This window comes from Ruegeria sp. CJ6, assembly GCF_056536665.1.
The window spans coordinates 303,180-326,733 of sequence record NZ_JBQFQB010000001.1; the positions used below are offsets into that span (position 1 = coordinate 303,180).

24 protein-coding genes are annotated in these 23,554 nt (G+C 56.7%); 15 read left to right on the forward strand and 9 right to left on the reverse strand.

Going from position 1 to position 23,554, the window contains the following annotated elements:
• Positions 1–66 precede the first annotated feature (66 nt).
• Entirely contained in the window at positions 67–657 is a 591-nt protein-coding gene (locus tag ACR0BT_RS01505; protein ID WP_170393253.1) for an acyltransferase, read from the reverse strand.
• Positions 658–714: 57 nt separating this feature from the next.
• Positions 715–2,274, reverse strand: coding sequence for a glutamine-hydrolyzing GMP synthase (gene guaA / locus ACR0BT_RS01510; RefSeq protein WP_480590580.1), 1,560 nt, complete (start codon positions 2,272–2,274; stop codon positions 715–717).
• 70 nt (positions 2,275–2,344) lie between these two features.
• On the opposite strand from guaA, the gene ACR0BT_RS01515 reads away from it, so the two are divergent.
• Complete coding sequence (locus ACR0BT_RS01515; RefSeq protein WP_170625983.1) at positions 2,345–2,785, forward strand: GNAT family N-acetyltransferase; 441 nt, start codon at positions 2,345–2,347, stop codon at positions 2,783–2,785.
• Between the two features lie 134 nt (positions 2,786–2,919).
• Positions 2,920–4,464 carry a trimethylamine methyltransferase family protein gene (locus tag ACR0BT_RS01520; protein ID WP_480762391.1) on the forward strand — a complete coding sequence of 515 codons (1,545 nt, stop codon included), beginning with the start codon at positions 2,920–2,922 and terminating at the stop codon, positions 4,462–4,464.
• Here ACR0BT_RS01520 and ACR0BT_RS01525 read toward each other — a convergent pair whose 3' ends face one another.
• Positions 4,465–4,752, reverse strand: coding sequence for a DUF6477 family protein (locus ACR0BT_RS01525; RefSeq protein WP_480762393.1), 288 nt, complete (start codon positions 4,750–4,752; stop codon positions 4,465–4,467).
• A gap of 253 nt (positions 4,753–5,005) precedes the next feature.
• On the opposite strand from ACR0BT_RS01525, the gene ACR0BT_RS01530 reads away from it, so the two are divergent.
• The gene (locus ACR0BT_RS01530) at positions 5,006–6,103 is read left to right on the forward strand and encodes a DUF6456 domain-containing protein (protein ID WP_170595789.1); all 1,098 of its coding nucleotides are present in this window, start codon (positions 5,006–5,008) and stop codon (positions 6,101–6,103) included.
• A 60-nt stretch (positions 6,104–6,163) separates the two neighbouring features.
• Positions 6,164–7,087, forward strand: a complete 924-nt coding sequence (locus ACR0BT_RS01535) for a hydrogen peroxide-inducible genes activator (protein ID WP_170510237.1) — start codon at positions 6,164–6,166, stop codon at positions 7,085–7,087.
• A 51-nt stretch (positions 7,088–7,138) separates the two neighbouring features.
• On the opposite strand, the gene ACR0BT_RS01540 is transcribed toward ACR0BT_RS01535, so the two are convergent.
• Positions 7,139–7,687 (reverse strand): redoxin family protein, encoded by a 549-nt coding sequence (locus ACR0BT_RS01540; RefSeq protein WP_480762395.1) that lies wholly within the window; start codon positions 7,685–7,687, stop codon positions 7,139–7,141.
• A gap of 262 nt (positions 7,688–7,949) precedes the next feature.
• On the opposite strand from ACR0BT_RS01540, the gene lipA reads away from it, so the two are divergent.
• Together lipA and ACR0BT_RS01550 are read left to right on the forward strand one after the other, a co-directional pair.
• On the forward strand, positions 7,950–8,900 hold the full coding sequence (gene lipA / locus ACR0BT_RS01545; RefSeq protein ID WP_170421324.1) for a lipoyl synthase: 951 nt from the start codon (positions 7,950–7,952) through the stop codon (positions 8,898–8,900).
• A complete protein-coding gene (locus tag ACR0BT_RS01550; RefSeq protein WP_480561574.1) occupies positions 8,897–10,042 on the forward strand; it encodes an amidohydrolase in 1,146 nt (381 codons plus the stop codon). Before lipA ends, ACR0BT_RS01550 begins: the two co-directional genes overlap by 4 nt.
• On the opposite strand, the gene ACR0BT_RS01555 is transcribed toward ACR0BT_RS01550, so the two are convergent.
• Both ACR0BT_RS01555 and hpt read right to left on the reverse strand, forming a co-directional pair.
• Positions 10,032–10,205 (reverse strand): hypothetical protein, encoded by a 174-nt coding sequence (locus ACR0BT_RS01555; RefSeq protein ID WP_170421327.1) that lies wholly within the window; start codon positions 10,203–10,205, stop codon positions 10,032–10,034. The genes ACR0BT_RS01550 and ACR0BT_RS01555 overlap by 11 nt on opposite strands.
• On the reverse strand, positions 10,205–10,753 hold the full coding sequence (gene hpt, locus ACR0BT_RS01560) for a hypoxanthine phosphoribosyltransferase (protein WP_010439696.1): 549 nt from the start codon (positions 10,751–10,753) through the stop codon (positions 10,205–10,207). Before hpt ends, ACR0BT_RS01555 begins: the two co-directional genes overlap by 1 nt.
• A gap of 72 nt (positions 10,754–10,825) precedes the next feature.
• On the opposite strand from hpt, the gene ACR0BT_RS01565 reads away from it, so the two are divergent.
• Positions 10,826–11,269 carry a type II toxin-antitoxin system RatA family toxin gene (locus ACR0BT_RS01565; RefSeq protein ID WP_170421329.1) on the forward strand — a complete coding sequence of 148 codons (444 nt, stop codon included), beginning with the start codon at positions 10,826–10,828 and terminating at the stop codon, positions 11,267–11,269.
• 38 nt (positions 11,270–11,307) lie between these two features.
• On the forward strand, positions 11,308–12,603 hold the full coding sequence (locus ACR0BT_RS01570) for an MmgE/PrpD family protein (RefSeq protein ID WP_480762396.1): 1,296 nt from the start codon (positions 11,308–11,310) through the stop codon (positions 12,601–12,603).
• Here ACR0BT_RS01570 and pyrC read toward each other — a convergent pair.
• Positions 12,600–13,637 carry a dihydroorotase gene (gene pyrC / locus ACR0BT_RS01575; RefSeq protein WP_480762397.1) on the reverse strand — a complete coding sequence of 346 codons (1,038 nt, stop codon included), beginning with the start codon at positions 13,635–13,637 and terminating at the stop codon, positions 12,600–12,602. The two genes, ACR0BT_RS01570 and pyrC, sit on opposite strands and share 4 nt — an antisense overlap.
• Before the next feature lie 146 nt (positions 13,638–13,783).
• On the opposite strand from pyrC, the gene ACR0BT_RS01580 reads away from it, so the two are divergent.
• Positions 13,784–14,692, forward strand: coding sequence for an AAA family ATPase (locus ACR0BT_RS01580; RefSeq protein WP_480759868.1), 909 nt, complete (start codon positions 13,784–13,786; stop codon positions 14,690–14,692).
• A 34-nt stretch (positions 14,693–14,726) separates the two neighbouring features.
• Positions 14,727–15,983: a vWA domain-containing protein gene (locus ACR0BT_RS01585; protein ID WP_480759865.1), complete on the forward strand. Its 1,257-nt coding sequence runs from the start codon at positions 14,727–14,729 to the stop codon at positions 15,981–15,983.
• Between the two features lie 3 nt (positions 15,984–15,986).
• On the opposite strand, the gene ACR0BT_RS01590 is transcribed toward ACR0BT_RS01585, so the two are convergent.
• Positions 15,987–16,487, reverse strand: a complete 501-nt coding sequence (locus ACR0BT_RS01590) for a hypothetical protein (protein ID WP_170510628.1) — start codon at positions 16,485–16,487, stop codon at positions 15,987–15,989.
• 206 nt (positions 16,488–16,693) lie between these two features.
• On the opposite strand from ACR0BT_RS01590, the gene ACR0BT_RS01595 reads away from it, so the two are divergent.
• The 5 genes from ACR0BT_RS01595 to ACR0BT_RS01615 all read left to right on the forward strand — a co-directional run bounded on the left by ACR0BT_RS01595 (position 16,694) and on the right by ACR0BT_RS01615 (position 22,600).
• Positions 16,694–17,662 carry an XdhC family protein gene (locus ACR0BT_RS01595; protein WP_170817705.1) on the forward strand — a complete coding sequence of 323 codons (969 nt, stop codon included), beginning with the start codon at positions 16,694–16,696 and terminating at the stop codon, positions 17,660–17,662.
• Positions 17,659–18,660 (forward strand): molybdopterin-binding protein, encoded by a 1,002-nt coding sequence (locus tag ACR0BT_RS01600; RefSeq protein ID WP_480762398.1) that lies wholly within the window; start codon positions 17,659–17,661, stop codon positions 18,658–18,660. Before ACR0BT_RS01595 ends, ACR0BT_RS01600 begins: the two co-directional genes overlap by 4 nt.
• Positions 18,661–18,815: 155 nt before the next feature.
• Positions 18,816–19,301 carry a (2Fe-2S)-binding protein gene (locus tag ACR0BT_RS01605; RefSeq protein ID WP_170393234.1) on the forward strand — a complete coding sequence of 162 codons (486 nt, stop codon included), beginning with the start codon at positions 18,816–18,818 and terminating at the stop codon, positions 19,299–19,301.
• Between the two features lie 51 nt (positions 19,302–19,352).
• Complete coding sequence (locus ACR0BT_RS01610) at positions 19,353–21,713, forward strand: xanthine dehydrogenase family protein molybdopterin-binding subunit (protein ID WP_170405437.1); 2,361 nt, start codon at positions 19,353–19,355, stop codon at positions 21,711–21,713.
• 95 nt (positions 21,714–21,808) lie between these two features.
• The gene (locus ACR0BT_RS01615; protein WP_170510198.1) at positions 21,809–22,600 is read left to right on the forward strand and encodes an FAD binding domain-containing protein; all 792 of its coding nucleotides are present in this window, start codon (positions 21,809–21,811) and stop codon (positions 22,598–22,600) included.
• 47 nt (positions 22,601–22,647) lie between these two features.
• On the opposite strand, the gene ACR0BT_RS01620 is transcribed toward ACR0BT_RS01615, so the two are convergent.
• The gene (locus tag ACR0BT_RS01620) at positions 22,648–23,547 is read right to left on the reverse strand and encodes a MurR/RpiR family transcriptional regulator (RefSeq protein WP_480762400.1); all 900 of its coding nucleotides are present in this window, start codon (positions 23,545–23,547) and stop codon (positions 22,648–22,650) included.
• Positions 23,548–23,554: the final 7 nt, after the last annotated feature.

Below are 23,554 nucleotides of genomic sequence, written 5' to 3' on the forward strand. Positions count from 1 at the left end.
CAGTATTCTGACGCGAACCCGCAAATAAAGGAGGTTCTTAGCCGGTCAGCGCGCTGGCGCTGATACTCAGGTGGTTGGCAGAGCTTTGCTGACCGAATCGCCGTTCAACACGTATCGAGCACCGGTATGAGGGCAGGTAACCTCACCACGCCCAGTGAGAGGTAAATCCAACTGCTCGCCATACTCGCTCATCCAGCCAATCTGTTTGGCAGCGACGCCCACCATCAGTGCGTATGGCTTCACGTCAGCATTAACAACGGCACCTGCGCCGATAAAAGCGTATTCCCCGATTGTAGCACCGCAAACGATCGTGCAATTGGCGCCCAGCGTGGCCCCTTTCTTTACCAGAGTATTGCGGTATTCGGCCTTTCGTTCGATCAATGAACGCGGGTTGTACACATTCGTGAACACCATGCTCGGCCCACAGAATACGCCATCTTCCAGCGTGATGTTGTCATAGATCGAAACGTTGTTCTGAATTTTGCAATCGTCGCCAATTATGACCTTGTTCCCAACGAAGACATTCTGCCCGAGTGAAACATTTCGGCCCAGCTTGGCGCCTCCGCAGATGTGCACCCAATGCCAGATTCGGCAGCCATCTCCGATCTGCGCGCCTTCATCGACGATTGCCGTTTCATGTACCGAGTAGTTGCTCATCGAATTGTCCTTCTCCCGTCAAATGCGGTGCATTTCAGCACTGCCGAGGGGGAATAATCATTCCCATTCAATCGTTCCGGGAGGTTTCGAGGTGATGTCGTAAGTGCATCGGTTGATGCCCTTGACTTCGTTGATGATACGCGTGGCGGTTTCACCGAGGAATTCGTGGCTGAACGGATAGTAGTCCGCTGTCATGCCATCGACGGATGTGACCGCGCGGAGGGCGCAGGCATAATCGTATGTTCGTCCATCCCCCATTACACCGACTGTGCGCACCGGAAGAATGGCGACAAAGGCCTGCCAAATCTCATCATACAGACCATGTTTGCGAATCTGGTCGATATAGATGGCATCGGCTTCGCGTAGGATCTCAAGCTTTTCGCGAGTTATCTCACCCGGGCAGCGAATGGCAAGGCCGGGGCCGGGGAAGGGGTGGCGACCGATGAAGCTGTCGGGCAGGCCCAACTCTCGGCCCAACGCGCGGACCTCGTCCTTGAAGAGTTCACGCAGAGGCTCGACCAGCTTCAAACCCATCTTTTCAGGTAGGCCACCCACATTGTGATGCGATTTGATGGTCACAGATGGACCGCCCGAAAACGACACGGATTCAATCACATCTGGATACAGGGTGCCCTGTGCCAAGAACTCGGCGCCGTCGATTGTGTCGGCGTGTTTCTGGAACACGTCGATGAACAGCTTGCCGATAATCTTGCGCTTGGTTTCAGGATCGGATTGTCCATCAAGTTCACCCAGGAACAGTTCGCTTTCGTCCGCGTGGATCAACTGGATATTGTAATTGTCGCGGAACATGCCGACGACTTCGGCAGCCTCGTTCTTGCGTAGCAGCCCATGGTCGACAAACACGCAGGTCAGCTGATCGCCAATCGCCTCATGTATCAGGATCGCCGCAACCGAGCTGTCGACACCGCCAGACAAGCCACAAATGACTTTTTTGTCCCCGACCTGTTCGCGGATCTTGCGGATCATCTCGTCCCGATAAGCCCCCATGGTCCAATCGCCCTTGAACCCTGCCAGTTTGACAAAATTCTCATAGAGCTTTGCACCCTTGGGTGTGTGATGAACCTCGGGGTGAAATTGCACCGCATAGAAATGACGCGAGGCGTCGGCCGTGATGGCATACGGCGCGTTGGGTGAAGTACCGAACACCTCAAAACCCGGAGCGATTTCGCTGACATGATCGCCGTGGCTCATCCAGACCTGCTCGTCACCTTCGGCGAACCAGCCATCGAGGATATCAAGCCGATTATTCTGAGTAACAAATGCGCGGCCAAACTCTGCAGTGCCGTGCCCGCTTTCAACCTTGCCGCCCAGTTGATGCATCATCACCTGCTGACCATAGCAGATGCCCAGGATCGGCACGCCGTAGTCAAAAATCTCTTGCGGGGCGCGGGGTGAACCCTCGCGCGTAACACTGTCAGGGCCGCCCGAAAAAATGACGGCCTTGGGCGCCATCTCTCGCACGAAATCCATCGTGACGTTCTGGTAGGGGTGGATTTCGCAATAGACGTTCAGTTCGCGCAAGCGGCGGGCAATAAGCTGCGTCACCTGGCTGCCGAAGTCGATGATCAAAAGGCGGTCATGGCTGTCTTGGGTCATGATTGGCTATTAGGTCGCAAGCCTTGCTTGTGCAAGCGTAATGACGTCAATTCAGCGAGGAGGCTGATACATGACCACCATAAAACTCAGAACTGCCGAACGAAGCGACGCCAAGTCGATACAAGTTTGTATCGCAAGCGCTTATGCCGATGCGATGAGAGACATCGCCGATCTGCCGGATGTTGCGTCTGGTATCGAGGAAGAGATCGCAGAGCATCAGGTTGTTATTGCAGAAGTGGACGGGAAACTTCTTGGGGTCATCATCTTTGATCAACAGGCCGAGGCGATGATGATATTCAATCTCGCCGTTTCGCCAGAGGCTCAGGGCAAGGGTGTTGCGCGGCAACTGCTTGCAGTTGCTGAAGCTAAGGCCGTTGAGGCCGGGCTTTCAGTCCTGCGCTTGCGGACACATCGGCTGATGCGTGCAACCCGTGAAATGTACACCCATCTGGGTTGGGTGGAGGTCGAGGAGGCAGGGAATTCTGTCGTCATGCAGAAATGGGCAAAGTAGGGACTGACCGACATATGTCGCTGTGGCCTACAGTTCATGTCGCTTTTACCTCTAGAGCGCCGTAAACTACCTGTGGCGGAGTTTGCCGTTCATGTAACACATCTACCAAACCAACCAATCACGGGATTTACTCAATGGCAGAGGCAAACACCCGGCGCAGGGCACGGGGTGGCGGTGGTGCCGCCCGTCGTGCCGAGCGTACGGCGGTCAAGATCGAAACCGCGAAATATATCGAACGCAATATCCCCAATTTCGAGGTCCTCAACGAAGAGGCGCTGGAGATTATCGAAACCAATGCGGAAACCGTATTGGCTGAGATTGGCGTCAATTTCGTAGACAATCCGGCAGCGCTTGAGCGCTGGAAAGACGCGGGTGCAGATGTGGATGGTGAGCGCGTCCGCCTGCCGCGCGGCCTGGCACGTGAGCTGATCAAGACCGCCCCTAGCGAATTTACCCAGCACGCCCGCAATCCCGAGAAATCGGTAGTCATCGGCGGCCGCAATATGGTTCTGGCTCCGGTCTATGGTCCTCCGTTTGTACGCGATGCGCAAGGCGGACGTCGTTACGCGACAATGGACGATTTCAACAAGTTCGTGAAGCTGGCCTACATGTCCAAGTGGCTGCACCATTCGGGCGGTACGGTCTGCGAACCGACAGATATTCCGGTAAACAAGCGCCATTTGGACATGCTGATGGCGCATATGACTCTGTCCGACAAACCGTTCATGGGTTCGGTCACTGATCCCAGCCGGGCGCAGGATTCGATCGAGATGTGCGAGATCCTGTTCGGCAAAGAGTTCGTGCAGAACAACACCGTGATGACATCTTTGACCAACATCAACTCGCCGATGACCTTTGACGACGTGATGATGGGTTCTCTGGAAGTTTATGCCGCAAACAATCAGGCCTGCATTATTTCGCCGTTCATCGTGGGTGGTGCTATGGCACCAGTTTCGGTCGCGGGCACGCTGACGCAGGTTCTGGCCGAGGTCATGGCAGGTGTAGCATATAGCCAGATCATCCGTCCGGGTGCTCCTGCGATCTTTGGGGCGTTCGTATCGTCGATCGACATGAATTCAGGAGCGCCGACCTTTGGCACCCCAGAGGCTTCGCACGTCACTTATGGCGCGGGTCAGTTGGCGCGCCGACTGAGTCTACCATATCGCTCTGCGGGTTCGTTCTGTGGTTCAAAATTGCCGGATGCGCAAGCTGCGTATGAGACCGCGAACTCGTTGAACATGGGCCTGATGTCGGGTGTGAATTTCATGCTGCATTCCTGCGGTTGGCTCGAAGGCGGCTTGGTGGCGGATTTCGAGAAATTCGTCATGGATGCCGATCAGCTCGGCGTCTTGCACGGATTGGCCAAAGGTGTGGCCTATGATGAGAATGCACAGGCGATGGACGCCATCCGCGAAGTAGGTCCCGGAGGTCACTATTTGGGTTGTGCCCATACGCAAGCCAACTTCAAGGAAGCGTTCTGGAAAACCGATCTCTTGGATTATAAGCCGTTTGAGACCTGGGAAGAAGAAGGCGCCCGCGATACACGGACGCTGGCTTCGGCACGGGTTGAGCATCTGTTGGCGAACTACCAGCAGCCGCAGCTTGACCCTGATGTAAAGGCGGCGCTCGACGCATATGTTGCCGAAAAGAAAGCATCGATGCCGGACGCGTTCACCTGATTACTGATACTGCGTTGCGCGACTGGCTTGATACAGTTGCGCTTCGCCATTCAATGCAATCAGCAGATCAAGATGGCGAACCAGTGAATAGGCCGCATCTTCTTCGATGCGTTGCGCGTTAATCTCACGCTCCAATTCCAGCAAACGGATCAACGCTGCACCAGTGACCGGTGTTGATCCATATCCAAGAAGCCGTTGCAGGTGGCGGTCGCGATTATAGTCCTGCGCCCCGATCTTGGCGGCACGGGCCAGTAGTCGCGGGCGGCGGAGTGTGGTGATCATGGTCATCAGGTCCTGCACGGCAGCTTTCCTTCTTTTTCAATTTCGCTGTCTGAAATGTGACACAACCTAAGCGGGTGTTGCCTTGTGCGGGATCACCCCGAACTATGGTTTCACCACTGTTTATCTTTTTGAATCAATTCTGCTCTGTGCCGTCTGTGATTAACGAACGAGTAACGAAAGCAACTCTAGTTAGATTTGGTTAACTAAGAATCCGACGGCTAAAACTGTCAGTTTGTTTTGTCGACGAGGGCGAAGAAATATGGAAAACAGCGTGGCATTCACTGTACCGGCATGGGTTCCCGAAGGGGCGCAACGATATCTGGACCATACGGAGTCAGGGCGATCTATTCGGGATATTGCGCGGTCCGCAGGATGCCATGCCTCGACCATTCTGCGTCAGATCCGCAGGGTTGAGATGCGCAGGGACGATCCTTTGGTGGATGCAGCTCTGCATTCTCTGGCCCAGTCACACTTTGCGCCAATGGAGCGCACAGGTTCTGCATTTGCAATCGTGACGTCTGAGGCAGGACGGCCCGAAGCCCAAGACGACGAATTCGAGCGCGAGTCGCTGCGTGTACTGAGGCGCATGTGTGAATCCGGTGCAGTGCTTGCCGTGGCCGAGGATATGGACAAGGCTGTTGTGGTTCGGGACAACGGCGAAGGTGGAACTACTAAAACAGCAGTTGTAGATTGCCGGATCGCGCAGGCTCTGGCGCTGAATGATTGGATTTCATGCGATAGTCCGGGTCGGATCTCGCGCTACCGGATTTCAACCTCGGGCAGGGCTGCGCTAAGTCATTTGATTGCCGAGGCCGAAAACCGGGCGCGTACGCAGAATGAATTTGGCATGGCGGAAGCGCAGGCCGCATTCAAACCCGCAACTGCGGGTGCAAGGGCGCCATCACAGCCTCGCGTCCGTTACAGCACTGTGGAAAGCCCGCTGATCGCTTTGGCGCGCCGCCGCGACCGGGATGGCAAGCCGTTTCTGGATGAAACTCTGGTGAGCGCGGGCGAGCGCTTGCGTGAGGATTTCGAACTGGCCCAGATCGGACCTCAGGTCACACAAAATTGGGATCGCTTTCTGACAGGCGGTGGACGCGGTGACTTTGCCTCGGACAGCCAGGTGGGGCGAGGACCTTCTGGTGCCAGGGATCGTGTGGCCCGCGCGCTGTCTGACCTTGGGCCGGGTTTGAGCGACGTCGCGCTGCGCTGTTGTTGTTATCTAGAAGGGCTTGAGCTGGCTGAAAAGCGGATGGGCTGGTCTGCGCGATCAGGCAAGATCGTGCTGCGGATCGCGTTGCAAAGGCTGAAGCGCCACTACGAGGACCAGACCGAGCGGGATCGGATGATCGGCTGAACGATTCATGCAGCCATATACCGGCCTTGCGGAAATGACCCCAAATGATAGTCAGGGGTTATGAATTTCACCTTCCGCCAGCTGCAATATTTCCAGGCCGTCGCCGAACAGCGTAACTTTGGCCGTGCCGCGCAGGTCTGCCATGTGTCGCAGCCTGCGCTTTCGGTTCAAATCAAGGCACTGGAAGACTCGATCGGTGGGCCGTTGTTCGAACGGCAGGCCCGCGACATCCTGTTGACACCACTTGGTCGAGACGTTTTGGACTATGTCCAACATGTCCTGAACGCGGCCGAACGGTTGGACCGGTTTGCACGCGACCATTCGGGTGGCCATAGGTCCCTGTCGATCGGGATCATTCCTACGGTTGCACCTTATTTGTTGCCGGGGGTGTTAGCCGGGTTGCGGGCTGCGGATGTCTCGTTGCGGGTTCAGATTCGTGAGGCCCGGACCGAGCGATTGCTATCCATGTTGGGCTTGGGTGAAATAGATGCCGCCGTACTGGCGCTGCCCTTGGGAAATGGAACTTTCCACGAAGAGCCACTATTCGAAGATCGGTTCTTGCTGGCAGGAAGTCAGACTCGCTTGAATCGATTGACCATCAGCCCGGAAGAGTTGCGGCCTGTGGACTTGAAGACAGCGCAGTTGATGCTGTTGGAAGACGGGCACTGCCTGACAGATCAGGCGCTAGAAGTTTGCGGTCAGGATCGTACCAGCGGCCAAATTAATATGGGTGCGTCCTCACTTGCCACGTTGTCGCGTTTGGTCGCCGAAGGGTTTGGCCTGACGTTAATGCCTGAACTTGCGGCGCAGGCCGAGACGGATGCAGTTCCTGGTCTGCGATTGTTGCGATTTGGTGCGCCGCAACCGGCGAGGACCATTGGCCTGGTGCGTCGCAGCTCGACCGGAGCGGAGGAGTGGTTCGATCGATTGGCGCAAGTAATCCGGCAGGTCGGTGAAGACGTGGTAGCTAAAACTCGAACCTAACGAAAAAGGCCCACCGAAATGGCGGGCCTTTCAAAGTAGTGCATGACAGGATTATGCCAGCGCCGGTTCGCGGGCTTCGTCCAGATGCTTCATTAGGTTTTCTGGGGACGACACGCCGTAAGGGTCTTCGGGGCAGTTATCCATCAGGCCGGGCTCTTCGAACCATGCCTCCACAACGCCATCGTTGACGATGGCTGCGTAACGCCATGAGCGCATGCCAAAGCCCAGATTGTCCTTGTCGACCAGCATACCCATTTTACGCGTGAACTCACCGGATCCATCAGGAATGACCTTGACGTTTTCCAGACCCTGATCGGCGGCCCATTTGTTCATGACAAAGCTGTCGTTGACGGACATGCAGTAGATTGCATCGATGCCCTTGGCCGCAAAATCGCCGTGGCCTTTTTCGAAACCAGGCAATTGATAGGTCGAGCATGTCGGGGTGAATGCGCCGGGCAGCGAGAACAGGATAACGCGCTTGCCTGCAAAATAATCCGCAGTTGTCTTGTCTTCCCAACGGAACGGGTTGGGGCCTTCGACGGCCTCATCGCGGACACGGGTGTGGAAGGTTACGTCAGGTAGTTTTGCAACGGTTTTCATCATCAAAATCCTGTGATTCACATATGTTTGCCGCGAGAGTTAAAATGATTCTATCTCGGCTTCAATGATATATATGCTGCAAAAGCATAATATCTTTGATGGCGTTAAAGCATTATAAGTAATGCGTAAAATGATGTGCGTGGTCACTTTCGCTGCAGGCGCGTAGACGTGCCGCATAGCGGCTATGCGCCGCTGGTGTAACCAAATGAGTCGGTCTATGTTATGAACAAAGAAAATTGACCCAAAGTCAGGAAAGCCAGCCGTGCGTGATCTGAAAATACCCGAGCAAAGACACCCCGAAAAGGCACATCGACCTGACAATGCGGCTCCGCGCAAACCGAACTGGATTCGGGTCAAAGCGCCGGGTGGCAAGGGCTATGCCGAGACGCATAAGATCATGCGTGACAACAATCTGGTCACCGTCTGCGAAGAAGCCGGATGCCCGAATGTGGGTGAGTGCTGGAGCCAGGGTCACGCGACCATGATGATCATGGGCGAGATTTGCACGCGCGGCTGTACATTCTGCAACATCGCGACCGGTAAGCCGGATACTCTGGATGCATTTGAACCGGGTCGCGTGGCGCATGCGGTGCAGAAGCTGGGCTTGAACCATGTGGTCATCACATCCGTGGACCGGGATGACCTGCAGGATGGAGGGGCTGACCATTTCGCCCAAACCATACGCGCAGTACGCCACCGCTCGCCCAAGACTACAATCGAGATTCTGACGCCGGATTTCCTGAAATGCGATCCCTCGGTGCTTGAGATTGTTGTCGAGGCCAAGCCAGATGTGTTCAATCACAATCTTGAAACGGTGCCGGGCCTTTATCCTCAGGTGCGTCCCGGTGCGCGATATTTCCACTCATTGCGCTTGCTGCAGCGGGTCAAAGAGATGGACCCGTCCATTTTCACCAAATCCGGCATAATGGTCGGACTGGGCGAGGACGAGCAGCAAGTTCGTCAGGTCATGGATGACATGCGCGCGGCGGATATCGATTTTCTGACTATCGGCCAGTATCTGCAGCCAACACCCAAGCATCATGGCATTGACCGCTTTGTTACACCCGAAGAGTTTGCGGCCTATGAAAAAGCTGCATTCGGCAAAGGTTTCCTTATGGTCTCGGCAACTCCTTTGACCCGGTCGTCTTACCATGCGGGCGATGATTTCGCCCGTTTGCGCGAAGCTCGACAAAAGAAGTTGAACCAGAGGTGAAACCCGAACTTCAATCCTGGCTTACCGAAAAGCGTCATGAACTGCATCAAGTGCCTGAGATATCGGGCGAGGAACGTGGAACCGCGACGAGTATCTCGAACTTGCTTCAGGCGTGTGATCCCGATGCGGTTCTGACAGGTATCGGTGGCCACGGTGTCGCGGCGGTTTATGATAGCGGACAGCCCGGACCAACCATCGGAATCCGATGTGAATTGGACGGTTTGCCGATTCAGGAAATCTCAAGTGCACGATACGCGTCGCAACATCCCGGAAAGGGGCATCTTTGCGGGCATGATGGCCATATGGCGATGGTGCTTGGTGTTGCCTTTGTATTGGGGGACAAGCGTCCGACCAAGGGGCGGGTGGTTCTGATTTTTCAACCCGCCGAAGAAACCGGTCAAGGTGCGATTGCCTATCGTGCTGATCCCAAGTTTGCGGATATCGCTCCGGACTATGTGTTTTCTTTGCACAATTTGCCGGGTTTGGAATTGGGCGGGGTTGAGCTTTGCTCGGGTCCGGCGAATTGCGCCTCGCGTGGGATGCGAATTGTTTTGACGGGCAAAACCTCTCACGCGGCGGCTCCTCAGGATGGAGTGTCGCCAGCCGGTGCGTTGGCAGAGCTTATGCCTGCTTTGGCCATTCTGGGGCAGGGTGGGGCGCTGGATGCAGAATATGCGCTGACAACGGTAACCCATGCTAGGCTGGGTGAGGCCACTTTTGGTATCGCACCCGGTCAGGCCGAACTGTGGGTGACCCTGCGCACGGTCTCGGACAGCCGGATGGCAAGCCTGATCCGCGACGCAGAACAGCTGGTGGCTACACGTGCTCAGGCACAGGGATTAGGTGTTGAAATCACCTATGACGATGTGTTTGAGGCTTGCACAAATACGGGTGAAGCCGTGCAGATCCTGTCAGAGGCCTGCCAAAGCCGCGACATTCCTTGCAAGCTGGTTGCGACCCCACAAAGGTTTTCGGAAGATTTTGGGCAGTTCGGAAAAGGCGCCAAAAGCGCCATGTTCTGGCTAGGCGCGGGGCGGGATCATCCGCAGCTACACAACCCCGACTATGATTTCCCGGATGCTTTGATCCCGATCGGGACAGATATTTTTCTGGCTGCTATCGAACAAACGCTCAAGGCCTGAGTTTTCTGGGCTGGCTTTCTGCCCATTCGGGCCACCAACCCATATATTCAATTCCGGCAATCATCAGGCAGATAAGGATCGCGCCAAACACCAGTTTCACGCGCCGTTCCGAGGGCGGGTTTCGCCCCCATTTCGACATGCGAACAAAATGGCGCAGACTCATCAGTCCTGATCTTCGACAAATCGAACCTTGCCGATAAACGGCAGGTTGCGATTGCGCTGCGCATAGTCGATGCCATAACCCACGACAAATTCATCAGGGATTTCAAACCCGATCCAGTCCGAGCGGAAATCAACCTCGCGCCGGCTGGGTTTGTCCAGAAGGGCGATGGATTTCAACCGGTGTGGCTTGCGGGTACGGAGCAGCTTGGAGACGTGGTTCAGGGTATGGCCGGTATCCACGATATCCTCGACCACCAAAACATCGCGCCCTTCAATGGCGCCGCGTAAGTCCTTAAGAATACGAACTTCTCGACTGCTTTCCATCGAGTCACCGTAGGACGATGCCTCCAGAAAATCGACCTCGATGGGCAGGTCCAGCTCACGCACCAGATCAGCGATAAAGACGAAGCTGCCGCGCAGCAGGCCGACAACGACCAGCTTGTCGGTGCCGCCGAATTCAGCCGTTATTTCGCGGCAAAGCTCTTCGATCCGGGCAGCAATTGCCTTGGCCGAGATCATCTCATCTATCACATATGCGCGCTGGCTCATCGCTGCCCCCTTGATCTTTGGCGCGCAACATACGAAATCACGCGCCATTGTCACCAGTTAATCCCGGATATCATGCCAACCCATTCCGAGACCCGCCCGCTGCCTTACACCGCACAGCAGATGTATGATCTGGTCGCGGATGTGGCGAAATACCCCGAGTTCCTGCCATGGTGCGCTGCGGCCCGCATCCGTCGGACCTATCAAGCCGGAGATGGCAAGGTGATGGAGGCGGATCTGGTTATTTCATTCAAGGTGTTCCGCGAACGCTTTGGCAGCCGCGTCACGCTGTTTGATGAGCTGAAACGGATCGATACCGAGTATCTGGACGGTCCGTTCAAATACATGCGCTCGGATTGGGAGTTTGAAGATACGGAAGACGGCTGCAACGTCTCGTTCCACGTTGATTTCGAATTCAAGAACGCGGTTCTGCAAGGAATCATTGGCGTGGTTTTCAACGAAGCCATGCACCGTATCGTCCGAGCATTCGAACAACGTGCTGCCGTCCTGTACGGCTGAGGCTTTACGCCCGAGCGGCGCGCGCTAGACTGCGCCACATGACCGATTTGACAACTGCCCTTGCCGAGTTTGTTGCTGGTTCTGTGTCGACCACGGCGCAGGCTCGTATCGTGACATCTCTATCCGCGTTGGACTGGCTTGCTGTGGGGCGGGCAGGCGCAGATGAGCCGGTTTCCCGCATCATACGTCAGATGGTTCTTTCCGAGAGCGGTGCCGCACAGGCGCGTTTGTTCGGAGGCGGTGATGCGCCGCTACGTGCAGCGGCGCTAGTGAATGGTACCATTTCTCATGCGCTTGATTATGACGACACGCATTTCGCTCATATCGGTCATCCATCGGTTGCTGTTTTTCCTGCAGCCCTTGCTCTTGCGGCGTGGGAAGACCGACCTCTGGTCGATCTGCTTGAGGCAGCGCTAGTGGGAATGGAGTTATCGATCCGCATCGGTTTGTGGCTTGGTCGTGGTCATTATCAGGCTGGTTTTCACCAAACAGCCACGGCTGGCGCGTTTGGGGCTGCGGTGGCTGCGGGTCGGATTATGGCATTTGACGTAAAGCAGATGCGTGACCTGTTGGGGCTAACCGCGACCCGGGCCTCAGGGCAGAAATCACAGTTTGGGACAATGGGTAAACCCTATAACGCTGGGCTTGCAGCCTCTAACGGTGTTGAGGCCGCCCAGTTGATCCGCAACGGCTTTCAACCCGGTGCTGACGCATTGGAAGGCCCGTTTGGGTTTGGGGCGACACATTTGGGGGCTGACGATTTAGCTGCTGCGCTTGATGGTTTGGGGGACGAGTGGCTGTTCGAAAGCATCAGCCACAAATTCCACGCTTGCTGCCATGGCCTGCACGCGGCGCTTGAGGCTGCGCGCGATCTCGACATCGCCGAGCCTGAAGTGGCCGAGATCAAGATCAAAACCCACCCCCGCTGGATGAGCGTGTGCAATCAACTGCAGCCGACCAGTGGTTTGGGTGCGAAGTTTTCCTATCGTACGGTGATCGCGATGCAGGCGATGGGCTACGATACAGCTCTGCCGGGGAGCTATTCCGACAAGATTTGTGCTGATCCAAGACTGCAATCCTTAAGGGACCGGATCACGGTCGAGGCGGATGAGAGTCTATCCGAGACACAAGCCCATCTGTCCCTGTTACGCCGGGACGGCGCGCGCCGCGAGGCCAACCATGATCTGCTGGCACCGATGTCTTTATCGGATCGCGAAGATCGCGTCAGGGAGAAAGCGGCGAAGCTGATCGGGGGGGATGAGGCAGACGCCATATGGTCAATGCTACGCACCGGCGGGCGCGCAGCGGATTTGGCTGAAAGGCTAACTGATTAAGCGACGCGCCAATGCAGCGGAAAGCCCGGATCGAATACGGTCACGGGGCCTTCGCCGCATTCGATTTTGGCGGGATAGATAACCTCATCAACTTTGGTCAGCGTGATGGTCTCTTCGTTCACTGGCAGGCGATAGAAGGCCGGGCCGTTGAGTGACGTGAACGCCTCTAGCTTGTCCAACGCATCTGCGCGCTCGAACATTTCGGCCAGCAGTGACATCGTATTGGTTGCAGTGAAACAGCCGGCGCAGCCACAGGCCATTTCCTTGTTAGCATCCGTGTGCGGCGCGCTGTCTGTGCCAAGGAAGAAACGCGCGTCGCCCGAGGTCGCGGCGGTCAACAGCGCCAGCCGATGCTCTTCGCGTTTGGCGACCGGCAAGCAGTAGTAATGCGGCTTGATGCCGCCGACCAGAATGTGGTTGCGGTTGATGATCAGGTGATGCGTTGTAATCGTCGCACCCAGATCTTTCTCATTCGCCTTGACGTAATCCACGCCGTTTGACGTCGTGATGTGCTCCATCACCACGCGCAGTCCGGGTGTTGCTTTGCGAATCGGATCAAGAACGCGGTCGATGAACACCGCCTCGCGATCGAATATATCGATCTCGGCATCCGTGACTTCGCCGTGCACACATAGCGGCAGACCGATTTCGGCCATCTTCTCCAGCACCGGGCGTACCTTGTCGAAATCGCAAACGCCCGAAGACGAGTTGGTTGTTGCCCCAGCTGGGTACAATTTGACCGCCTTGATCAGACCGCTTGCATGTGCGGCGGCCACATCCGCCGGGTCCGTGTCTTCGGTCAGGTAGAGCGTCATCAGCGGCTCAAACGTCATATCCTCTGGCAGAGCAGCAAGGATGCGGTCCCGATAAGCTGCTGCGTCGTCACCTTTGACAACGGGCGGAACCAGATTCGGCATGATGATGGCACGGGCAAAATGGCGCGCGGTTTCAGGCAAGACGGCTTGCAGCATCGCGCCATCGCGCAGATGCAAATGCCAGTCATCGGGGCGGCGGATCGTCAGGGATTGGGTCATAGCCCCCGGCTAACACAGCCGCTTGGGTGGTGAAAGACCCTCTTGCCCTTGCCGATGAGACAGATCGCCGTAAGTCACTGACGGATGGTGGTCTTGACCTCTGGTTGTGGTCATGACCTGTTGGGGCGCAGGAAAAAGGGGAACTCATGACACAGCCAAACTCCATCGATGCCGTGCAAGAGCTTTTGGGCTCTGAGGGTTATGTCTGTGGCCGGGCTTTGGCGACGGTTGTGTTTCTTTCGCTGAAACTTAGTCGACCTCTATTTCTGGAAGGCGAGGCGGGCGTCGGCAAGACTGAGATCGCCAAGGCGCTGGCCGCAGGATTGGGGCGGCGCCTGATCAGGTTGCAGTGCTACGAAGGCCTTGATGCCTCTTCCGCTGTGTATGAGTGGAATTTCCCCGCCCAGATGGTGGCGATCCGAACCGCAGAAGCGTCGGGTGGGGCGGACCGAGGCGCGTTGCAGACCGAGCTGTTCTCGGATGATTATCTGATCGAACGCCCCTTGCTGCAGGCCATGCGTCCGGATGCCAATGGGGCACCTGTATTGCTAATTGACGAATTGGACCGGACCGACGAACCCTTTGAGGCTTTCTTGCTGGAGGCGCTCAGTGACTTTCAGGTCACGATCCCCGAGCTTGGTACTGTCAAAGCTCCAGAACCGCCCATTGTGATCGTCACCTCGAACCGCACGCGCGAAGTACACGACGCACTGAAGCGCCGCTGCCTATATCATTGGGTTGATTACCCTGACTTTGCGCGCGAAATCGAAATCCTGCACGCACGGGCTCCCGAAGCGGCAGAAGCGCTGAGCCGTGAGGTGGTCGCCTTTGTTCAGCGCTTGCGCACAGAAGATTTGTTCAAGAAACCGGGGGTGGCCGAGACCATCGATTGGGCTAAGTGTCTGCTGGCGCTGGACGTTATCAACCTCAGTCCCGAAGTAATCGGCGATACGTTGGGTGCCATCCTGAAATACCAGGACGACATCCAAAAGTTGCAGGGGTCCGAGGCCAAACGCATTCTGGATCAGGCGAAAGCCGATCTCGAACCAGCCTGATGCTTCATATGCTCGAAAATACTTTGGGGGTTTGATGGCCGAACAACTCCCACTCGATATACCGGACAACCCCAAACTGGCCCAGAACATCACCCATTTTGCGCGCGCTTTGCGCAAGGCCGGACTGCCGATAGGAACTGGGCGCGTGATTGACGCGATCCGCGCGGTGCAGGCTGCGGGGTTCACCGAGAAAAGAGATTTCTACTGGACGCTGCATGCCTGTTTCGTGAACCGGCCGGAACATCGAACGGTTTTTGCGCAAGTCTTCCGCCTCTATTGGCGCGATCCGCGGTATCTAGAACATATGATGTCCATGATGCTGCCCGCCATTCGCGGTGTTCAGGAGGAGCGCAAAGCGGATGCGGCTGAAAAGCGCGCGGCTGAGGCGTTATTGGATGGCGTCGAACGCGACTTGCCAGAATCAACCGAGCAACAAGAGGAAAGCGAGATCGAGATCGACGCAACCCAAACCGCGTCATCTGAAGAACGCTTGCGCAACCTCGATTTCGAACAGATGAGTACATCCGAGATCGCGCAGGCCAAACGCATGCTGTCGCGCCTGAACTTACCGGTCAAACCCATCGAGTCTCGCCGAGGTCAGGCCAGTCACCTCGGTCACCGCATTGATCGCGCTCGGACACTTAGGTCAGCGATGCGGCAGGGTGGCGAACTACGCGATATCGCGCACTTGCAACCCAAACCTCGCTGGCCGAATTTGGTGGCGTTGTGCGATATCTCCGGGTCGATGAGCCAATACAGTCGGATCATTCTGCACTTTCTACACGCGGTTTCGAATGCCAAAGGCGCAGGTTGGGCCAAAGTGCACGCCTTCACGTTTGGCACACGCCTGACCAACATCACCCGCCATCTGCATCAACGTGATGTCGATGCAGCGCTGGCCGCTGCTGGGGCCGAGGCGCAGGACTGGGAAGGCGGAACCCGGATCGGAGAATGCCTGCATCAGTTCAATCGCGACTGGTCGCGGCGCGTCATGGGGCAGGGGGCGGTCGTGTTGTTGATCACCGACGGGTTAGAGCGGGGCGATCCCGAGATGCTGGAAAAGGAAATCGAGCGCCTACACCTGTCGTCGCGGCGTCTGATTTGGCTGAACCCATTGCTGCGCTGGGACGGGTTCGCACCGAAAGCTCAGGGTGTGGCGACAATGCTTCCACATGTCGACAGCTTCCGCGCCGGGCATTCGATTGCGTCGCTGGAAGATCTGGCCGCCGTGATTTCACAGCCAGATGATCAGGGGCAGAAAGCGCGGCTGATGTCCGCGCTTTCCGACTAGCTGTTACGAAAGCTGCTCTTCATTGCACTTCCGTGCCATCTCCATGGCTTTGTAAGTGCCGGTCAGATCGACGGTGAAGGCGAACTCTTTTTCCGGGAACACGACCATTACCTTCTTCTTGGCAAGGTCATCCGCGAACTGAGGGTCGTCCGACAGAACATACCCGCCCGAATAGCCCTTGGTGATGTTCCCCTTCATACCGGTGGCTTCTCCGACATAAATATTGTCGCCTATAAGGATGGCAACAGCCTCTTTCTCGCCTTTCTTGATGTTGGTTTTGGCCTTGGTGAAGACACCAACATAGCCAACGCCGCGATCTTCGGTCAGGCCCATCTGCACGACATTTTCAGCGTCATCAACCGCTTCGATAAGGCAGGATTTCTTGTCCTGATCGATGAAAACCTTCCAGCCTTCGACCTCACCGTATTTCAGAAATGTGTCAGCCCAGCCGGTGCTGGCAGTCAACAGGCCGATCGCTGCTCCGAGTGTAAGAATGCGTTTCAACTGTTTGTCTCCGCTATGAAATATGTTGGGACGATCCCGAATAGGCCCCGGAATCGCATGCAGGCTAGAATGACGCCTTCCAACATTCAACAATTTGTGAATGTGAGTTCAAAATCGGCTTGTTAGCGCCACAAGATCGACCCGCTGAGCGCTTTTCATTGCTCCAAAGCTGACTATGTTGAACCCAAGCAAGGCCGGAGGTCTAAATGGAACGATTCGATAGCAGCCCGGAAACCGCACTAAAATGGTATCGCGCCGGGAAGGGCGCGGCTTTGGCCACTGTGGTTGAGACCTGGGGCAGCGCGCCGCGCCGTGTAGGCGCGCAGTTGGTCATTGCGGGCGATGGTCGGATCGAAGGCTCGGTTTCTGGTGGTTGCGTCGAAGGTGCCGTGATCGTCGAAGCGCTGGAAGCCATAGAGGAAGGCGAGGCAAGGCTGCTAGAGTTCGGTGTAAGCGACGAGGATGCGTTTGCCGTCGGTCTGGCCTGCGGCGGTACGATCAGGGTTTTGGTTGAACCGGTCGGCAAGGTCCTGCCCGAACCAATGCTGGCCGAACTGGTCGCGGCACGGGCGCGGCGCGAATCCTTGGCCTATGAAGTCAATGTCGAGACGGGCCAGCGCGCGTTGCGCCGCAATGCCTATTCCGAACGCTTGCGTATGGACAGGTCCGGGTTCGAAGAGGATGGGCAAACCTTTGTCGCTGTCCACAACCCACCGCTACGGTTGATAGTGGTGGGAGCGGTGCACATCGCCCAAGCTCTGGTGCCGATGGCCCGGATCGCGGGCTATGACCCGGCGATTATAGATCCGCGCGAGGCCTTCGCATCGGACGCACGTTTTCCCGGAGAAACCATCCTGACGGATTGGCCGGATGAGGCTGTGTCAAAGCTTGGTCTCGACTCGCGCACGGCGCTTGTGTTGCTGACCCACGACCCCAAACTTGATGACCCCGCGCTTCAGGCCGGTTTGGCGGCCGATGTGTTCTACATCGGCGCACTCGGATCTAAGCGCACACATGCCAAACGCGTGGAGCGGATGAAGCAGGCCGGGTTCAACGATGACCAGATTTCACTGATTCACGGACCTGTTGGGCTTGATATCGGGGCGGCTGGACCGTCTGAGATAGCCGTTGCGATTCTGGCGCAGATGACGGCGGTCCTGCGAGGCAGAGCGTGAAGTTTGGTCCGGTACCCGTTTCCGACGCCGACGGCGCGATATTAGCCCATTCCGTCAAAGCGGGAAACCGCAAGCTTAGGAAAGGTATAACGCTTTCGTCCGAGCACATAGCCGAGTTGCAACAAGTCGGTCTGACCGAGGTCACAGTCGCCAGACTGGAGCAAGGTGATTGCCATGAGGACGAAGCCGCAGCGCTGCTGGCAGAAGCGCTTGCACCAAGTCCCACACAGGCAAATCTGCGTGTCACCGAAGCCTTTACAGGCCGGGTCAACCTTTTAGCAAATGGACCAGGCGTCGCGGTGCTGGATACCGATGCCTTGCAAAAGTTCAATCAGGTCAACCCGATGATCACGGTTGCGACGGTGCCACAATATCAGCAGATGACGGCTGGCGGTATGGTCGCGACGATCAAGGTGATTTCTTATGCCGTACCTCGATCCGACGTTGAGAGTGCGGCCCGTCATGCGCAGGACGCTATTCGCTTATCGGTGCCCAAATACGAAAATGCGGGTCTCATCGTTACCGACATTGCTGGCGGGCCATCTAATGAAAAAGGTATCGCTGCTATTCGTAGCCGGGTTGAGGCTTTGGGTATGAATCTGTCAGATGTTCAGGTGGTGCCGCATCGGATGGGCGACTTAACAGCATCGATTTCGACCATTCGGGGTGAGATCGTCATGATCCTGACCGGATCGGCCACGTCGGATAAAGATGATGTGGCGCCTGCTTCTGTGCGGGCGGCGGGGGGCATCGTCGACCGGTTTGGAATGCCGGTCGATCCGGGGAACCTGTTGTTTTTGGGATCTTCCGGCGAGCGCCCCATCATCGGTTTGCCCGGATGCGCGCGCTCACCAGCATTGAACGGGGCGGATTGGGTCTTGTCCCGCGTTGCTTGCGGAATCGAAACGACGGGCGCGGACATCGCAGGGATGGGTGTCGGTGGGCTGCTAAAAGAAATCCCGACGCGGCCACAGCCCCGCGCTGCCAAGAGTAAATGACGCAACGGCAATTTTGCCCTGTTTGGTGGACACATCACTGTTAGAAGGCTGATCAGCGAAACTGCGGAAAAATCAGGCAAATATTTTTGTTCTCAAACGAAATTTACCGTGTTTAACTCTGGCTTAGCAAATAAGCCAAAAAAGGGGAGGATCTTATGACCAAGGTCTCAATGACCGTGAACGGCGTTGCCGTCAGCGGTGATGTTGAAGGGCGGACTCTATTATCCGGATTTCTACGCGACCACCTGAATTTGACAGGCACACATATTGGCTGCGACACGGCTCAATGTGGCGCGTGCGTGGTGCACGTGAATGGTGAGGCGGTCAAATCCTGCAACATGCTGGCGCTGGAAGCAGACGGCGCGGATGTGGGCACGATCGAGGGGCAGGCGGCCGAAGATGGCACGCTGAACGTGATCCAACAGGCCTTTCAGGATCATCACGGGCTGCAATGCGGGTTTTGCACTCCGGGCATGGTGATGAGCGCTGCAGCATTGCTAAAGGATAACCCGCGCCCGACCGAAGGCGAAATTCGCAAGTACCTTGAGGGTAACCTATGCCGGTGCACAGGCTACCACAACATCGTCAAGGCAATCATGGCCGCATCGGGTCAAGACGTTTCCAGCATCGCCGCCGAGTGAGGCGGTTAAGAATTTTCGACGAAAATTCTTTTCCACGGAGGAGAACAAGCAATGCCCAAAGACAGTGGCATCGGAGCCAGTTCCAAGCGGCGCGAGGACGTACGCTTTCTGACCGGAGCAGGCAATTACACCGACGACATCAACGTACATGGCCAGGCCTATGTGCATTTCCTACGGTCCGACATCGCGCATGGCCGGATCACCAACATCGACACATCTGCCGCCGAGGGTATGCAGGGGGTTGTGAAGGTGTTCACCGGCAAGGACTTTGAAGGCGTGGGCGGAATGCCTTGCGGCTGGGAAGTAACCGACCGTCATGGCGCCCCGATGCAGGAACCACCGCATCCCATTCTGGCGCAAGGCAAGGTCCGACATGTAGGCGATCCCATCGCTGCCGTTGTCGCGGACAGCCTTGAACTCGCCCGCGATGCGGCGGAAGCGATTGAAGTGGATATCGAAGAGCTCCCTGCCGTGCTGGATATGAAAGCCGCAGCGCAGGATGGCGCGACGCTTATCCATGAGGATTTGAAGAACAACATCTGCTATGACTGGCATCTAGGCGAAGAAGACAATGACAAGGTCAATGAGGTTTTTGCCAACGCGGCCCATGTCACCACTCTGGACCTGATCAATAACCGTCTGGTTGCTAATCCGATGGAGCCGCGCGTTGCGGTGGCCGAATACAGCCGGGGTACGGATGAGTACACGCTCTACACCACTTCGCAGAACCCGCATGTGATCCGCTTGCTGATGTGCGCATTTGTTCTGGGCTTGCCTGAACACAAAGTGCGTGTTGTAGCGCCTGATGTTGGTGGTGGATTTGGCACGAAGATTTTCCACTACGCGGAAGAGGCGTTCTGTACATTCGCTGCCAAGGCCTGCAACCGTCCGGTCAAATGGACCGCCAGCCGGTCCGAGGCGTTTATGTCGGATGCGCAGGGCCGCGACCACGTCAGCACGATTGAGCTCGCTTTGGACGCGGACAATAACTTCACAGGCCTTCGCACCAACACCTACGCCAATCTGGGCGCGTATCTGTCGACCTTCTCAAGCTCGGTTCCGACTTGGCTGCATGGCACTCTGATGGCGGGCAACTACAAAACGCCGGTCATTCAGGTGAATGTGAAGGCAATGTTCACCAACACAGTGCCGGTGGACGCTTATCGCGGTGCGGGTCGGCCAGAGGCAACCTATCAGTTGGAGCGCGTCATCGACAAGGCAGCGCGTGAACTGGGTGTCGATCCGATCGCCCTGCGTCGCCAGAATTTCATCACCCAGTTTCCGTATGACACACCGGTGGCGCTGACCTACGACACCGGGGATTACAACGGGACGATGGATAAGCTTGAGGCTGCTGCTGATTTGGCTGGCTTTGCCGCGCGGCGGGCGGAAAGCGAGGCCAATGGCAAGCTGCGTGGTCTAGGCGTCAATTGCTATATCGAGGCCTGCGGCATCGCGCCCTCGAACATCGTCGGTATGCTGGGGGCCCGGGCAGGACTCTATGATGCAGCTACGGTTCGGGTAAACGCCACCGGTTCTATCAGTGTCATGGTTGGTGCACATAGCCACGGGCAGGGGCATGAGACTGCTTTCCCGCAGGTAGTGGCCGACATGATCGGCATCGACGAGTCGATGGTCGAGATTGTGCATGGCGACACCTCGAAGATCCCGTTCGGCATGGGCACTTATGGCTCACGCTCGCTGGCGGTCTGTGGTTCGGCCATGGTTAAGGCGACCGAAAAGGTCATCGACAAAGCCAAGAAGATCGCGGCCCACCTGCTCGAGGCGTCCGAGGCCGATATCGAGCTGAAGGACGGTCAGTTCAGCGTCGCGGGCACTGACAAGTCGGTGGCCTGGGGTGATGTGACTCTGACAGCCTATGTACCGCACAACTTCCCATTGGAGGTTGAGCCGGGGCTGGAGGAGACCGCATTTTATGACCCGGCCAACTTCACCTTCCCAGCGGGGGCATATGCCTGCGAGGTTGAGGTGGATCCCGAGACTGGACAGGTGACCATCGAAGCGTTCACCGCTGCGGATGACTTTGGCAACATCGTTAACCCGATGATTGTGGATGGTCAGGTACATGGCGGTATCGGTCAGGGTATCGGTCAGGCTTTGTTGGAAAACTGCGCCTATGACGAGAATGGCCAGTTGCTGAGCGCATCCTTCATGGATTACGCGATGCCACGCGCCGATGATCTGCCGTTCTATGCGGTCGACCATTCCAGCCAGACGCCGTGTACGCACAACCCGTTGGGTGTGAAGGGCTGCGGTGAAGCTGGTGCGATTGGCTCGCCGCCTGCGGTAGTCAACGCGGTTCTGGATGCGCTGAACTCGGGTGGAAAGGCTGTTGATCACATTGACATGCCGATGAGCCCGTCGCGTGTTTGGACAGCAATGCATGGTTGAGAGGTTCGGGTGCGAGGGGCCAGCCCCTCGCGCTCCCCGAGATATTTATAGCCAGATGAAGGGCGGATCCGCGCTTTTCGGAAAGGAAGAACGAAATGTACAATTTCGAGTTTGAGAAACCCTCGACCATCGCTGACGCGGTTACTGCGTTGGGAGTTGAGGATGCACAGGCATTGGGGGGTGGGCAAACCCTGATCCCCACAATGAAGCAGCGGTTGGCCGCGCCATCCAAGCTGGTTTCGGTCAATGGAATCGCTGAAATGAAAGGGGTCTGCGTCGAGGATGATGGCTCGGTAGCGATAGGCGGTGCGACAACCCACGCAAATGTGGCCGCTGAAGCTGCTGGTAACTATCCGGCGCTGGCAGCGCTGGCCGGCCAGATCGGTGATCCTGCGGTGCGTAATCGTGGCACTATTGGCGGTTCGATTGCCAACAATGATCCAGCGGCCTGTTATCCGGCGGGAGTGCTGGGTTCAGGCGCGACCATTGTCACCAATAATCGCCAGATAGCGGCGGATGACTTCTTTCAGGGCATGTTCACGACAGCTCTGGAAGAGGGCGAGATTATCACTTCGGTGCGTTTCCCTGTGCCTCAGGCGGCGAGTTATCAGAAGTTTTTGCAGCCCGCGTCTCGGTTTGCGTTGGTCGGGGTTTATCTCGCTCGGTTCGCCAATGGCGTTCGGGTTGCAGTAACCGGCGCAAGCGAGGACGGAGTTTTCCGCTGGGCAGAGGCTGAGGAGGCCCTGAACAAAGAGTTCCGCGCGGACGCTTTGATGGGGCTGCACATCAATCCGATGAACATGATTGGTGATCTGCACGGGAGCAAAACGTATCGGGCGCATCTGGTCACTGTTATGACGAAACGGGCTGTCGAAGCTTGCAGCTGATCTGATTGTTAATCAGCTTTGAGAGCCTCGGTGAAAGCCGGGGCTCTTTATTCTTTCCGAACTCTTGGGGGCTTGGCGGGGCGCCAGTAGGCGCCGGTGTCTTCTCGTGCCGTCTGATAGCGTTCCACGCGGTCACGCGCGGCTGATCCCCCGGCGGCAAAGAGATGACCTAGCAGGCATTCAAGCACTGCCATCGCTCCGGAGAAGCTGGAAAAGTGATGTTGCGCGCGGGTACTTACAGGCAGCACGATGTCAGGGTTAACACCAGGGGCGATGACGTCGCTATCCGACAATAGCACGATGCGCATGCCGCGTTTACGCGCAAAACGCATGGATTGTATGGTGTCAGAGGAATAGGGGTGAACGGTAATAGCGAAAAGGCAGTCCGCTTCATCGGCCTCGAGCAAATCATCGATGGCTGATCCCATATGTCGCGGGATAAGCTGAAATCCTGGGTGTGCCATCCGGCCCGCATAGTGGAGATAATAGGCCAAAGCATAGCTGGCCCGGGTCGCGGTTATGAAACAGCGATTAGCTGCAATCATGTACTCTGTGACCTGTTGCATCAAATCAGGATCGGCCAGTCGCAGGGAGCGGGCTACGACGTTCAGTTCGTTTTGCGCAAACCCAGCTTGCGCAGCGCTGAATTGGTCCCCCGATTTCATGTGATCCAGCCAGCCCTGACCCAGCCGATCTTCTCGGTCTGTGACAAGGGTTTGGCGAAAGGGGCGTCTGAACGCATCAAAACTGTCGAACCCCATACGTTGTGCCAACCGAACCAGAACGTTTGAACTGACACCGATTTTCTCGGCGGTTAGTCGAACTGGGTCGAGCCCGAAATCGCCGGGATGGTCGATGATGTATTTCGCTGCGGCTTGCATTTGCTGAGGCAAGGTGTCGATTTCGTGCCGAAGCTGCTCGGTCAGTTGGGATGAGGTGTGTTGCATCCGATAA